The organism is Agrobacterium sp. (assembly GCF_032092815.1).
Classification (GTDB): Bacteria; Pseudomonadota; Alphaproteobacteria; order Rhizobiales; family Rhizobiaceae; genus Agrobacterium.
Genome location: NZ_DAMDBP010000025.1, coordinates 6,068 through 20,090 on the forward strand (window position 1 = coordinate 6,068; position 14,023 = coordinate 20,090).

Annotated in this window: 13 protein-coding genes; 8 read left to right on the forward strand and 5 right to left on the reverse strand. The window is 55.8% G+C overall.

What is annotated here, in order from left to right; all coding sequences use genetic code 11:
* Positions 1 to 574: arylesterase (locus RT613_RS15210; RefSeq protein ID WP_313616620.1), on the reverse strand; the 574-nt coding region annotated here is incomplete at its 3' end.
* A 71-nt stretch (positions 575 to 645) separates the two neighbouring features.
* Between RT613_RS15210 and RT613_RS15215 the strand changes: the two genes are divergently transcribed.
* The 3 genes from RT613_RS15215 to RT613_RS15225 all read left to right on the forward strand — a co-directional run bounded on the left by RT613_RS15215 (position 646) and on the right by RT613_RS15225 (position 5,006).
* Positions 646 to 1,359: an ABC transporter ATP-binding protein gene (locus tag RT613_RS15215; protein ID WP_313616622.1), complete on the forward strand. Its 714-nt coding sequence runs from the start codon at positions 646 to 648 to the stop codon at positions 1,357 to 1,359.
* Positions 1,356 to 3,905 (forward strand): ABC transporter permease, encoded by a 2,550-nt coding sequence (locus RT613_RS15220; protein WP_313616624.1) that lies wholly within the window; start codon positions 1,356 to 1,358, stop codon positions 3,903 to 3,905. The genes RT613_RS15215 and RT613_RS15220 overlap by 4 nt, the downstream gene beginning before the upstream one ends.
* Before the next feature lie 318 nt (positions 3,906 to 4,223).
* Positions 4,224 to 5,006, forward strand: coding sequence for a Bax inhibitor-1/YccA family protein (locus RT613_RS15225; protein WP_313616626.1), 783 nt, complete (start codon positions 4,224 to 4,226; stop codon positions 5,004 to 5,006).
* A gap of 105 nt (positions 5,007 to 5,111) precedes the next feature.
* Here the strand turns inward: RT613_RS15225 and RT613_RS15230 are convergent, their stop codons facing one another.
* The 3 genes from RT613_RS15230 to acnA all read right to left on the reverse strand — a co-directional run bounded on the left by RT613_RS15230 (position 5,112) and on the right by acnA (position 9,435).
* Positions 5,112 to 5,504, reverse strand: a complete 393-nt coding sequence (locus RT613_RS15230) for a DUF2794 domain-containing protein (RefSeq protein WP_313616628.1) — start codon at positions 5,502 to 5,504, stop codon at positions 5,112 to 5,114.
* Between the two features lie 250 nt (positions 5,505 to 5,754).
* Positions 5,755 to 6,501: a thioredoxin family protein gene (locus tag RT613_RS15235; RefSeq protein WP_313616630.1), complete on the reverse strand. Its 747-nt coding sequence runs from the start codon at positions 6,499 to 6,501 to the stop codon at positions 5,755 to 5,757.
* 240 nt (positions 6,502 to 6,741) lie between these two features.
* On the reverse strand, positions 6,742 to 9,435 hold the full coding sequence (acnA, locus tag RT613_RS15240; protein WP_313616632.1) for an aconitate hydratase AcnA: 2,694 nt from the start codon (positions 9,433 to 9,435) through the stop codon (positions 6,742 to 6,744).
* Between the two features lie 271 nt (positions 9,436 to 9,706).
* On the opposite strand from acnA, the gene ccmA reads away from it, so the two are divergent.
* From ccmA to RT613_RS15265, 5 genes are read left to right on the forward strand one after another with little or no spacing between them, the layout of a single operon-like run.
* Complete coding sequence (gene ccmA / locus RT613_RS15245) at positions 9,707 to 10,348, forward strand: heme ABC exporter ATP-binding protein CcmA (RefSeq protein WP_313616633.1); 642 nt, start codon at positions 9,707 to 9,709, stop codon at positions 10,346 to 10,348.
* Positions 10,349 to 10,391: 43 nt separating this feature from the next.
* Positions 10,392 to 11,051 carry a heme exporter protein CcmB gene (ccmB, locus tag RT613_RS15250; RefSeq protein WP_313616635.1) on the forward strand — a complete coding sequence of 220 codons (660 nt, stop codon included), beginning with the start codon at positions 10,392 to 10,394 and terminating at the stop codon, positions 11,049 to 11,051.
* Between the two features lie 45 nt (positions 11,052 to 11,096).
* On the forward strand, positions 11,097 to 11,858 hold the full coding sequence (locus RT613_RS15255) for a heme ABC transporter permease (protein ID WP_313616637.1): 762 nt from the start codon (positions 11,097 to 11,099) through the stop codon (positions 11,856 to 11,858).
* A 3-nt stretch (positions 11,859 to 11,861) separates the two neighbouring features.
* A complete protein-coding gene (ccmD, locus tag RT613_RS15260) occupies positions 11,862 to 12,038 on the forward strand; it encodes a heme exporter protein CcmD (RefSeq protein ID WP_313616639.1) in 177 nt (58 codons plus the stop codon).
* On the forward strand, positions 12,035 to 12,637 hold the full coding sequence (locus RT613_RS15265; protein ID WP_313616641.1) for a DsbE family thiol:disulfide interchange protein: 603 nt from the start codon (positions 12,035 to 12,037) through the stop codon (positions 12,635 to 12,637). Before ccmD ends, RT613_RS15265 begins: the two co-directional genes overlap by 4 nt.
* Before the next feature lie 25 nt (positions 12,638 to 12,662).
* Here RT613_RS15265 and RT613_RS15270 read toward each other — a convergent pair whose 3' ends face one another.
* A complete protein-coding gene (locus tag RT613_RS15270; protein WP_313616643.1) occupies positions 12,663 to 13,853 on the reverse strand; it encodes a GGDEF domain-containing protein in 1,191 nt (396 codons plus the stop codon).
* Between the last annotated feature and the right edge of the window lie 170 nt (positions 13,854 to 14,023).

The following is a 14,023-nucleotide window of genomic DNA, read 5'->3' on the forward strand; positions in this document are numbered from 1 at the left end:
CGGCACTGTTCGGATGCATGCCGTCTTCCAGTTTCAGTGAGGCATCCAGCACCACGCCTTCGAGGAAAAACGGGTAGAGCTTGACGTCGTATTTGTCGGCCAAACGCTTGTAGATCGGGTTGAAACGCGCGGCATAATCATCCCCCATATTGGGTGGCGCCATGATGCCGGCAAGCAGCACCGGAATGTTGCGTTTCTGAAAACCTGCAATGATCGCATCGAGGTTTTTTTCGGTCTCATCTGGCGAAATGCCACGCAGCGCATCATTGGCACCAAGCTCAAGAATAACACCGTCTGTACCATCAGGAACCGACCACTCGGCACGCGCCAGACCACCGGCACTGGTATCACCGGAAACTCCGGCATTGGTGATGGCAACATTGACGCCTTTCGCCTTCAGGGCCTCTTCCAGCTTGGCGGTAAAACTGTCGGTAGGCGGCAGCTGATAACCGGCCATCAGGCTGTCTCCCAGCCCGACAAGCTGCAAGGTCTTGTCCTGCGCATTCGCGCCAAAGGCGAAAATCGACGCGGCACAAATGACGATGAAGTGAAACGCGGCGGCTTTAAATCCCATCATACCTCTCCTAAGTTGTTTCAGAACATCGCGAAAAATCGCCCTATCGCCTCTATATAGGAACCTATTCTGTGACGAAAACCATTATCGAGCTGAACAAGGCTGACCTCACTCTTGGAAATGCCGCGGCTTCTGTTCACGTCCTGAAAAAAATTGACCTGAAAATTGGCGAAGGCGAGGCAGTGGGCATTGTTGGCCCCTCCGGCTCGGGAAAATCGACACTGCTGATGGTTCTGGCCGGCCTTGAGCGGCTTGATAGCGGCGAAATTCACATCACCGGCAAGCCGCTGCATGACCTGGGCGAAGACGCGCTGGCCGATTTCCGCGGTAAGAATATCGGTATTGTTTTCCAGTCCTTTCATTTGATTGCCAACATGACGGCACTTGAAAACGTTGCCGTTCCGCTGGAACTCGCCAATGTTAAAAATCCCTTCGATATTGCCCGCAAGGAACTGCAGGCCGTTGGTCTGGGCGAACGCTTGTCGCATTATCCCGGTCAGCTCTCCGGCGGTGAACAGCAGCGTGTTGCCATTGCCCGCGCCCTTGCGCCATCACCAGCCGTATTGATTGCCGACGAACCAACCGGCAATCTCGATACGGAAACCGGGCGTCAGATCGCCGACCTGCTGTTTTCCAAACAGACCGAGCGCGGCATGACCATGATCCTGGTCACGCATGATCCATCCCTTGCCGCGCGTTGTTCGCGCCAGATCAAGGTCCGGTCAGGCGAAATCGTTGACGATTCCGCGGTCACTTCAGCCGTTCGCGAGGCCGCCTCCGCATGATGCCGTCTTCTTTCCAGATCCGTACGGCATTTCGTCTGGCCAGACGCGAAATTCGCGGTGGCTTTCGTGGCTTTTACATTTTTCTAGCCTGTATTGCGCTTGGAACGGCAACCATTGCCACCGTCAATTCAGTATCGCAGGCCGTCACCAGCGCCATTGCATCCGAAGGACAGGCCATTCTGGCAGGTGATGTGCGGTTTGAATTGCGCAACCGTGAAGCAACACCGGAAGAGCGCAGTTATCTTGAGGGCTTAGGCGATATCGCGGTTTCAACCGGACTGCGCTCCATGGCACGCGCACCATCCGGCTCCGAACAGACCCTGGCCGAGGTCAAGGCTGTTGATGGTGCTTATCCACTTTACGGAACCTTTGAAGCCGAACCAAACCGTCCGCTTGCCGAACTGCTTGCAAAGAACGGTGAAACCTACGGCGCTTTGGCGGCCCCTTTGCTGTTTGAAAGACTGGGTGTCAAACCCGGCGACGAAATCCTGCTTGGTTCCGCACGGCTGAAATTGACGGGTTCAATCGTCACCGAACCCGACGCCCTGTCGGATGGTTTTGGTTTCGCTCCGCGCCTCATGGTCAGCCGCGACGCACTGATTGCATCTGGCCTGATCCAAACCGGAAGCCTTGTCGAACACGCCTACAAGATCAGGCTCACAGATCCGCTGAAACGGGCGACAATCACCGCTGACACCAACACCGCATTTCCGAGTGCCGGCTGGTCGATCCGCACCAGCGATCGAGCAGCCCCCGCCTTGACCGAAAACGTCAACCGTTTTTCGCAGTTCCTGACGCTGGTCGGATTGACCGCATTGATCGTTGGCGGCGTTGGTGTGGCAAATGCCGTGCGCGCATTTCTGGATGCAAAGCGCACCACCATCGCATCGTTCAAATGCCTGGGCGCTCCCGCCATCATCGTGACGATGACCTATCTTTTCCAGATATTGTTTATCGCCTTCATCGGCATCGCCATCGGGCTTGTCGTCGGCGCCGTCGTACCGCTCGTTGCCATGCAATTCCTGGCTGGCGTCCTGCCAGTCCCTAAGGATATCAGCCTTTATCCGTCGGCGCTGTTCATCGCCACGGTGTTTGGCCTGATCACCACACTGGCTTTCACCATTCTGCCACTGGGGCAGGCACGCGAAGTTCCGGCAACCGCCCTCTTTCGCGAACAGGGTTTCGATGAAGGTGGTTGGCCGTCATGGCCCTATCTGTTGGCCACCGGTCTGCTGTTGGCGTTGCTGGCAGCACTTGCCATTCTCACAGCAGAAGACCGTTTCATCGCATCCGTCTTTCTCGGCGCTGTGGCCTTTGCCTTCATCGTGCTGCGTGTCGTTGCCAGCCTTGTGCGGTTCATTGCGCGCAAGAGCCCGCATGTGAACTCCACAGCCCTTCGTCTTGCCATCGGCAACATTCACCGTCCCGGCGCACTGACGCCGTCGGTGGTGCTGTCCCTCGGGCTTGGCCTGACCCTTCTGGTTACGCTGTCGCTGATTGATGGCAATCTGCGCCGCGAACTGACCTCCACCCTGCCGGAACGGGCCCCGAATTTCTTCTTCGTCGATATTCAGGGCAGCGAACTGGACGGGTTCCGTAACGTCGTCAAACAACACGCGCCCAACGGCACCATTACCGAAGTCCCGATGTTGCGTGGACGTATTCTGGCGCTGAATGGCGAAGACGTCACAAAAATCCAGGTACCGCCCTCCGGCCGCTGGGTACTGCGGGGTGATCGCGGCATAACCTATGCTGGCGACATGCCTGAAAATGCCACGCTGACCGAAGGAACATGGTGGGACAAGGATTACAGCGGTGAACCTCTGGTGTCCTTTGCGGCAGAAGAGGCCGGTGAACTCGGCCTTAAGATTGGCGACAGTGTTACCGTCAACGTGCTTGGCCGCAGCATTACCGCCAAGATTGCCAACCTGCGCAATGTCGAGTGGGAATCGCTATCCATCAATTTCGTGATGGTCTTTTCACCCAACACCTTCCGTGGCGCTCCCCATGCCTGGCTGGCAACTCTTGCCGATCCGGAAGCATCCCCTGCCGATGAAGGCCAGATTCTCCGTGCCGTCACCAATGCCTACCCGACCATCACAAGTGTCCGCGTAAAGGATGCGCTCGAAGTGGTCGACAGGCTGGTTGGCCAGTTGGCCACCGCCATCCGTGCCGCCGCCGCCGTTGCCTTGATCGCGTCTGTTTTGGTGCTGGCTGGCGCGCTGGCTGCCGGAAACCGCGCCAGAACCCATGACGCTGTCATTCTCAAGACATTGGGCGCCACACGTGGCACGTTGATCAAGGCGTTTTCCTACGAGTATATGATCCTTGGTCTGGCAACCGCCACCTTTGCCCTTGCTGCAGGCGGTGTCTCGGCATGGTTCGTGATTGCCCGCATCATGAAACTGCCTTCGGCATTTCTCACCGATGTGGCGGTTGGAACAGTGTTTGTGGCGCTGGTCATGACGGTTGGTATCGGCCTTGTTGGCACTTGGCGCATCCTTGGCCAGAAGGCCGCACCGGTACTGCGCCAGATCGGAGAGTAAGCGTGCTAGGAGCGCGCTAAACGTCCAACAAACCAACCCATGCGCAAGCTCAGGCATTATCGCTTTATGTATAGCGACAAAACCGCTGCCGCATGGGTTGTGTCTGACCGGCACACCGGCATAACTTTAACGATTAATTCTTGGTAATCTTCGATAAATTGATCGTCATTTTCCCGTATTTGGTGTTTTTGGGCGCAAAAGGTCTTGTATCAAACACATTCTCCCATCATATTTCGGACAGGCTTGCTGAAGCTCCGCAGCGGCGCCTGGGATTTATCCCGACACCGTGAATAATTCCGGAGCTTGAAAGAGGAACAAATGGCTGATTTCAACAATTACCAAAACCGAATGGCGCAGACACGCGGCCAGACGGATGCGATGATCGATGAAGGTCTGCGTAGCTACATGGTCAAGGTTTACAACCTTATGGCTGTTGGTCTCGCGATCACCGGTATCGCTGCTTACTTCACATTCGCGATGGCAACGACAACGGATCCATCGGCTGCCGTTGCTCAGCTTGGCAACGGAACAATGTTGACGGCTCTTGGCGCGGCCCTTTACGGTTCGCCGCTGCGTTGGGTCGTGATGCTTGCGCCGCTCGGCATGGTGTTCTTCCTCAGCTTCCGCGTTCATAAGATGAGCGTTGCTGCTGCGCAGACCACCTTCTGGGTTTATGCTGCGTTGATGGGCCTCTCCTTGTCGTCAATCTTCGTGGTCTACACTGGCCAGAGCATCGTACAGACGTTCTTCGTCACCGCCGCTTCGTTCGGTGCGCTGTCGCTTTACGGCTACACCACGAAAAAGGACCTGTCCGGTATGGGCTCGTTCCTGATCATGGGTCTGTTCGGTCTGATCATCGCGTCGATCGTCAACATCTTCCTCGCATCTTCGGCCATGGGCTTTGCCATCTCGGCCATCGGTGTTCTGATCTTTGCTGGTCTGACCGCCTATGACACCCAGAAGATCAAGGAAATGTATTTTGATGGTGATGATGTTGCCGTTGCTGGTCGCAAGGCCATCATGGGCGCGCTGACCCTCTATCTCGACTTCATCAACCTCTTCACCTTCCTGTTGCAGTTCCTCGGTAACCGCAACGACTAAGAAGGGTTGAAACCCACATGAAGAAGGCGGCTTTCGAGCCGCCTTTTTATTGCCTGTAATAGTTCACGCCTCGTCAGCCCATCACGGGCCGCGAGGCCGGCATGGTCACTCAACCAGTTTCAAAGTCTTGTCGAAAACTTTCAGAACCTGCCGTAATTCATGGCCGCGCTTCAAGATCATGCCGTTGACATTGACGACACTGTAGGCGCCCTGTTTAGCGGCCAGTTTGGGGTTCTTCTCAATCCGGTACAGCGGCATTTCACCAGACCGTTTGAACACCGAAAACACCGCCTTGTCCTTGAGGTGATCAATCGCGTAATCGCGCCACTCGCCCTCACCCACCATGCGGCCATAAATCCACAGAATGGCGTCGAGCTCCCGACGATGAAAGGTCACCGGCAAGGGGTCCTTGTTTCTCTGGTATTCCCGAAGGTCAACGACGGACGAACCGTCCCGCATCGAATTCTCGCCCTGCGACAAATCCGGCTGATCGGTCATGCGCGCCTCGCTGCAAATCATAACAGGTTGGTGACAGTGTTGCCCCAGCTTGAAAAAATTGCAAGCAAAACGACGAAATCGGCTTGTTGTGACGGCAAACGCCGAATTTATAATCGCCGCAATTCGGTCAAATCACTGCCTAAATTGGGTGTCAGTGTGAGGTCTGTCAATTGATGTCTAGGCACCAAATGACCCGGTTCGGTGCATTGACCCTTTACCCCCAGCCCCCAATGCCCGGACCGGATAAACCCTACTGCCCGTCATTCATCAGAATGCTTGCACCGATTATGGCTGAGGGATCACCCTTTTCATTGGCAGTCTGCAAAAGCACGGCACAGCCGCCCTTCTTGGCTTTCCCAAGAACACTGGCTGGCAGGTTCACCTTCATCGATTCGCCATTCCACATGCCAACGGTCTGCACATCATAGACGCTGTGCCAGTAGGAAATCTTGCGACCCTTGTTTTCACCGCGTGTCACATCAACCATCTGCTGCTGGTTGAAATAGGCAACAACGATATCCGCTTTGCCCTGACCTGCCCCAATGTTGATTTCAATCTCGTCATTCACCAGGCGAGATTTTACAGGCACGTTCAAACCTTTGCCACTGGCGGCAAATTCATCGAGCTTGCTGTAAATCGCCTTGGTGTCGGCACCCTTGGCATGGTCGCGGCCGTTCAGCACCGCCTGCGGCGTATAAACGCCATTGCGACCCAAAGCGCGGGCATAACCATACTGACGTTCGGTATTTTCCTTGGAGCTCAGGGAATCGTTCCAGCCAAGATAATTCCAGTAATCGACATGGAAGGACAGTCCGATGACGTCGCCCTTTTCGATCATCTTCTGCAATGCTGCATCTGCCGGCGGACAGGAAGCGCAGCCCTGTGAGGTAAACAGTTCCACAACACCCTTGGGCTGGTCCGGCAATGTCTGTGCAAGAGCAGGATTGGCGGCAGCAACACCGATAAGGAGGAGGGGGAAACCAAACTTCAGAAGCATTGCGATCTTGAACCTTTCATCCGCACAAACGTCCGGATGTTCATATGCAATAAAAATCTATCGGGCGTTGCTGGAAAATAAGCTCGAAACACGTGCAAAGGGAAGTCACGAAGGGGTGAGAGCCGATCACATTTCGTGCTCGTCAAATTTTCCAGGTGAACACTTAAACACGCGCCAATCTGAACCTGACGTGAAAACGCCGGGATTTCTCCCGGCGCTTCGTCATCATAAACGCTGCTATTACGCAGCCAGATCGCGCAGAACGGTCTGGAGAATGCCGCCATTGTCCATGTAGGTCACTTCATCCAGCGTATCGATGCGGCACAGCAGAGGAATTTCCTTCACCGTACCATCGCCATAGGTGATCTTGGCAATCTTGGTTTCGCGTGGCTTGATCTCACCTTCAAGGCCATCGATCTCGACGATTTCATCACCCTTGAGACCAAGGCTGGCCCAGGTTGTGCCTTCCTGGAAGGTGAAGGGAACAACACCCATACCGACCAGATTGGAGCGGTGAATACGTTCGAACGACTGCGCAATCACAGCCTTCACGCCAAGAAGGTTGGTACCCTTTGCCGCCCAGTCACGGGAAGAACCATTGCCGTATTCAACACCTGCAAAGATAACAAGCGGAACGCCTTCATCCTTGTACATCATGGCCGCATCGTAAATCGACATCTCTTCCTTGGACGGATAGTGGATGGTGTAACCACCTTCCTTGCCGTTTGGCCCAAGCATGTGGTTGCGAATACGGATATTGGCAAATGTGCCGCGCATCATCACTTCATGGTTGCCACGGCGCGTACCATACTGGTTGAAGTCGGCTACACCGACACCGTTTTCCGTCAGGTAAGCACCGGCTGGCGAAGCAGCCTTGATCGAACCGGCCGGAGAAATATGGTCGGTTGTGATCTTGTCGCCGAACAGGCCAAGAACGCGCGCGCCCTTGATGTTCTTGATGCCGGTACCCTTCTTGCCCATGCCAACGAAATATGGCGGGTTCTGAACATAGGTGGACTTGTCGTCCCAGGCATAGGTCTGGCCTTCCGGCACCTGAACGGCCTGCCAGTTTTCATCGCCCTTGAACACGTCGGCATATTTGGTTTCGTACAGTTCTCTGGTCACATATTTGTGGATGAACTGCTGCACCTCTGCCGAGGTTGGCCAGATGTCCCTGAGATAAACCGGGTTGCCGTCCTGGTCTTCGCCAAGCGGTTCCTTGGTCAGATCCTTCTGCACCGTACCGGCCAGTGCATAAGCGACAACCAGCGGCGGCGAAGCCAGGTAGTTGGCCTGCACGTCAGGTGAAATACGGCCTTCAAAGTTACGGTTGCCTGAAAGAACACCGGCGGTGATCAGGCCCTTGTCATTGATGGTCTTGGAGATCGGCGCCGGCAGCGGGCCAGAGTTACCAATGCAGGTCGTGCAGCCGAAACCAACAAGGTTGAAGCCAAGTGCGTCCAATTCGGTCTGCAGACCAGACTTGGCGAGATATTCACCCACCACCTGCGATCCCGGCGCCAGCGACGTCTTGACCCATGGCTTGGACTTCAAGCCCTTGGCAACGGCGTTGCGGGCCAGAAGACCGGCAGCGATCAGCACCGACGGGTTGGATGTGTTGGTGCAGGATGTGATGGCTGCAATCGCCACATCGCCATGGCCGAGATCAAAATCCGTGCCTTCAACGGCATAACGTGCATCGAGCTGGCCGGGTTTCTTGTAGTCACCCTCCAGAGCTGTCGCAAAGTTCGGCGCAATGGTTTCCAGCGGCAGGCGACCTTCCGGGCGCTTTGGACCAGCCATCGACGGTACGACGTCACCCAGGTCCAGTTCCAGCGTGTCGGTAAAGACAAGCTGCGATCCATCATTGTCGCGCCACATGCCCTGCACCTTGGAATAGGCTTCCACCAGCGCAATACGGTCCTTCGTACGACCGGACATGTTGAGGTAATTGACGGTTTCACTATCAACCGGGAAGAAACCACAGGTCGCACCATACTCCGGACCCATGTTACCAATCGTCGCACGGTCGGCCAGCGTCATGGAATCAAGACCGGGGCCAAAGAACTCGACAAACTTGGAAACGACGCCCTTTTTGCGCAACATCTGCACAACGGTCAGCACGAGGTCGGTGGCGGTCACGCCTTCCTTGACCTTGCCGGTCAGCTTGAAACCGATGACCTCAGGCAGCAGCATGGACACCGGCTGGCCAAGCATGGCAGCTTCAGCCTCGATGCCGCCGACGCCCCAACCCAGAACACCCAGACCATTGATCATGGTGGTGTGGCTGTCTGTACCAACGCAGGTGTCAGGATAGGCAATCGTCTCGCCGTCTTCTTCCTTCGTCCAGACTGTCTGGCCGAGATATTCGAGGTTCACCTGGTGACAGATGCCGGTGCCCGGAGGAACAACACGGAAATTCTTGAAGGCCTGCTGGCCCCACTTCAGGAAGCGGTAACGCTCGCCGTTGCGTTGATATTCCAGATCCACGTTGCGGGCGAAAGCCTGAGGCGTTCCAAATTCATCAACAATAACAGAGTGATCGATAACCAGATCGACAGGAACCAGCGGATTGATCTTTTCAGGATCACCACCCAGAGCCTTCAGGCCATCGCGCATGGCGGCAAGGTCAACCACGGCAGGAACGCCGGTAAAGTCCTGCATCAGCACGCGGGCTGGACGATAGGCGATTTCGGCTTCCTTGAGACCCTTGTTGTCAAGCCATGCAGCCACGGCTTCGATATCGGCCTTGGTCACCGAGCGGCCATCTTCAAAACGCAACAGGTTCTCCAGAAGAACCTTCATGGAATAAGGCAGCTTGGAAACGCCCTTCAAGCCATTGGCTTCAGCCTTGGGCAGGCTGTAATACACATAGTCCTTACCATCGACGGTAAGAACGGAACGACATTGGAAACTGTCAAGAGATTTGGTCACGGATAAAACCCCGCTCTCTGATAGCCAACACGCGCGTGCAGACACCTGTGCACTTAACCATGCACATCAGGATGCGGGTACGGCCATTTCCGCTGTCCGCACGTGAAATTTGCAATTGCAATTCTCAGGTTCGGCGGAAGATGATGATCACGCCGACCGCTGGCGTGGTTGAAACTCATATAGATAATTTCTAAGACAGGTTCCAGATCAGAAGACGATTCAAATCGAATTTTTTTATCGAGATCGTCAAAATCTTACACGAGGCGAAGCAATGTTGCTGACGGCGGAGCATCTATCGGTCAAGAGAGGCGAAGATTTCATATTTATGAATATTTCCCTCACGTTAACTGATGGCGAAGCATTGCTTCTGACCGGCCGAAATGGCTCGGGAAAATCCACCTTGCTGCGGGTTCTGGCCGGACTTCTTCACCCGGAAAGCGGCACGGTAAAGGTAGCCGGCGAAGGAATTGAACCGGGAACACGCGCCGCCGAAGCCAGCCATTATCTCGGCCACCGCAACGCCATGAAGACGGAACTCACCGTTTCGGAAAACCTGCACTTCTGGAAAGAGTTTCTCGGTGACTTTACCAGCGGCAGTTCCATCAGCGTGGAAGAAGCCGCCGACGCCGTGGGCCTTTCAGGCATCACACACCTGCCATTCGGTTATCTCTCCGCCGGTCAGCAGCGACGATTCGCCATGGCCAAGCTGCTTGTGGCCTGGCGCCCAATCTGGATACTGGATGAACCGACGGCCGCCCTTGATGCCAGCGCCGACAAGATGTTTACCGGACTTGTCGAGGCGCATCTGCAAAGGGGCGGCATCGTGATTGCCGCCACACATCAGCCTTTGGGGCTGAAAAATGCGAAGGAATTGCAGATGAAAGGTTTTGCAGGCGTGGAGACCGTCTTGTGATGTCAGATCTTTCCGTCGCCCCCCTCCAGAAAAGCGCTCAGCCATGATCGCCCTGTTTTTCCGCGACCTCAAACTTTCCATCCGGGCAGGCGGCGGTGCGCTGATCGGCGTGCTGTTCTTCATGACCGTGGTTGCCGTCATTCCCTTTGGTGTCGGCCCCGATCTCAATCTCCTGTCGCGCATCGGCCCCGCCATCGTCTGGATCGGCGCGTTGCTGGCAGCTCTCCTCGGCCTCGACCGCCTGTTCCAGGCGGAACGCGATGATGGTGCGCTTGACCTGATCCTGATGAATGAAAATCCGCTGGTGCTGACCGTGTTTGTGAAGTGCCTGGCGCACTGGACGGCAACCGGCTTGCCGTTGGTCATCGCTTCTCCGCTGCTTGGCCTGTTCATGAACATGAGCGAGGTGGCCATTGGTGCCGTCATGTTGACGCTGCTGGTCGGTTCACCAGCCCTGACCTTCATTGGCGCAGTCGGCGCGGCAGTCGCCGTTGCATTGCCGCGCGGTGGTCTGCTCGTCTCCATTCTTGTTCTACCGCTCGCCATCCCCGTGCTGATTTTCGGGGTCAGCGCATCCTATGCCGCCGTTCAGGACCCCGCCCCTTTTCTGCCACCCTTCCTGATCCTGATGGCGATCACGTTATTTTCATCGGTCATCGGGCCTTTCTTTGCGGCTTTGGCGCTGCGCAGCAGCAGCGATTGACAGGGATCAATTGCAGGCACCCATCACACAAGGTAGAAAGACGGCATGAACGATACGAGCCTTGCCATTACCAAATTCAGCGATCTCGCCAACCCGACCCGGTTTCTGGCGCTGACATCCCGCCTGCTGCCCTGGATGAGCATCATCACGGCATTGCTGCTGGCCGTTGGGCTATACTTGTCCTTCACGACCGATAGCGATTACCAGCAGGGCAATACAGTTCGTATCATGTATGTGCATGTGCCAGCCGCCTGGTTGGCCATGATGTGTTATACTGTCATGGCAGCTTCCGCGATTGGTACGCTGGTCTGGCGCCATCCGCTGGCCGATGTCAGCCACAAGGCTGCGCCCCCCCTTGGTGCCGCCTTTACGCTGATCGCGCTGGTCACTGGCTCGCTGTGGGGCAAACCCATGTGGGGCACATGGTGGGTGTGGGATGCCCGGCTGACCTCGGTCTTTATCCTATTTCTGATGTATCTTGGCCTGATTGCCTTCAACAAGGCGATGGATGATCCCTCGCGTGCTGCCCGCGTCAGTGCGGTGCTCATTCTGGTCGGTTTCGTCAACATCCCGATCATCAAGTTCTCGGTCGAGTGGTGGAATACATTGCATCAGCCAGCCAGTGTCATTCGTATGGATGGCCCAGCCATTGATCCGGAATTCCTCTGGCCCCTGCTGATCATGGCCTTTGCTTTCAGCATGCTGTTTTTTACGCTGCATATTGCCGCCATGCGCAATGAGATCCTGCGTCGGCGTATTGCCGCCCAGCGTCGCCTTGCCGCGCGCATGGCCAGCAGGGAGGCTTAAAACATGAGCCACGCCTTTTACATCGGCCTGTCCTACGGCATCACAGGGCTTATCGTTGTCGCCCTCATCCTCTGGGTCATATTGGATGGGCGAGCCCGCAACCGCGAACTGAAAGAGCTTGAAGCCTCCGGCATCCGCCGTCGCGCCTCAGCCAAACCAAAGGCCGGGGAAACCGCATGAGCGACGACACCAGCGCCCAGAAACCGGCATCCAAAAGCAAGGCACGGTATCTCTTTGCCCTGTTGCCATTGGTTGCATTCGCAGGTTTTGCAGCCATTGCGGCCAAGATGCTCTACGAACAGGATGTCAACGGACTGGATGTCAGTGCCATTCCATCGGCGCTGATCGGCACACAAGCACCATCGCTTGCCATGCCGCCACTGGAAGGATCATCCACCCCGGCACTGACCACCGCCGCCATTTCCGGCAAGCTGACCCTGGTCAATGTGTTTGCCTCCTGGTGCGTGCCCTGTCGTCAGGAACATCCGATGCTGAAGGAACTGTCGAAAGACAGCCGCATCAATGTGGTTGGCATCAACTACAAGGACAAGAACGACAACGCGCTCAGGTTTCTAGGGGAGCTCGGCAATCCCTACGCCGCGATCGGCGTTGACCCGAACGGCAAGGCGGCCATCGACTGGGGCGTTTACGGCATTCCAGAAACCTACCTCGTCGATCAGAGCGGCAAGATCGTCTACAAGAAGGTCGGGCCTATCGATCCGACAACCCTGGAAAAGGGTCTCCTGCCAGCAATCGAGAAGGCTGTATCGGGAAGCTGAGCACGGTTTGACCGTGGCAAGCCCATCAAAGAATGGAGATGATCTTGAGTGGCGGCGCAGACTGCGTCGTCAGCACGGACATGCCTTCCTGAACCACCTGATTGCGACCATTGGATTTCGCCTTGTAGAGAAAGCTGTCGGCTCTGGCGATGGCGTCGTGAATTGAGTGGTCGCCTCTGGCAATTGACGAAATGCCGAAACTCGCGCTGATCTGCCGGTCAATACCAACGGTGGTCCATTCGCGGGCCGCAAAACTGACGCGCAACATATTGGCCAGCACGGCAATTTCCGTCGCCGTTGTATCTGGCAGATAGACCACAAATTCTTCGCCACCAAAACGAGCGATACGAGCCTCCGACGGCAGGCGTTCTTTCAGCAGTTCGGCAAAGCCGATGATGACACGATCACCTGCCGCATGTCCGAACTGGTCGTTGACATGTTTGAAGTGGTCGATATCGCACATCAAAACTGTGCCTTCCGGCTGCTCGTGGCCGCGGAAGTCGGGAGAACGATCATCAAAACCACGCCGGTTCAACAGACCGGTCAGTGGATCATGATCAGCCGCATGGCGATGTTGCTGGAGAACATTGGCAACCACACTCGCTAGAACGGCAAGCGCCATAAGAAAACCGAAGATACTGGCAGTCATCTGCATCAGGAATGCATAGTCCGACGCCATGAAAGCTTCGATGTCACGCGGCGAACTGCTCGGTGTCATCACCAGAAGCACGCTGACGCGGACAATGGTTTCCAGCACCACGGCCGAGGTCGCCGCAAGCAGCACCTTGTCCATCACATGCCGGGTTTTGTTGGCAGCCAGTACAATGCACGGCGCAAGCAGCGCAGCGCACATCAAGTCACTCATCGCCAGTTCAGCACGCAAATCGATCTGGAAGACAATGAAATAGGAAACAACAGCATAGGCGGCAACCAGGAACCCGATGCGCCAGCCGAGCAACGTCTTGACCTCGAACTGCACCAGCAATGCGTGGCCGTAAAAAAAGAACGCCGAAAAGAACAGCACATTGGAAATCAGGGCATGTGCGAGAAAAGCATCATCGGCAAAAAACATCGGGCTCGAAAAGCCAAGTGCTGCACAGATGTAACCAATGCCCCAGTAACGGGCAGGCTTGAAACCCATGGTCTGCAAACCGAGAAATACCAGCCCGAATGTGAGCATGATAAACGGAAGCAGATAGGCGAAATTATCCTGCACGATGACGATGCCTTGATCAGAAACAGTGTTTGTAAAATGCGATGCCGGATGCCACGGGCGTTCTAGCTTAACCAGGCATCAAACAGACACATGGCGCTCCAACAGGCGTGGAAATCTAGATGGCTTCCGTTAAGAAACCATGTGAAGTCAGCAGGATACGCCAGCAGTTA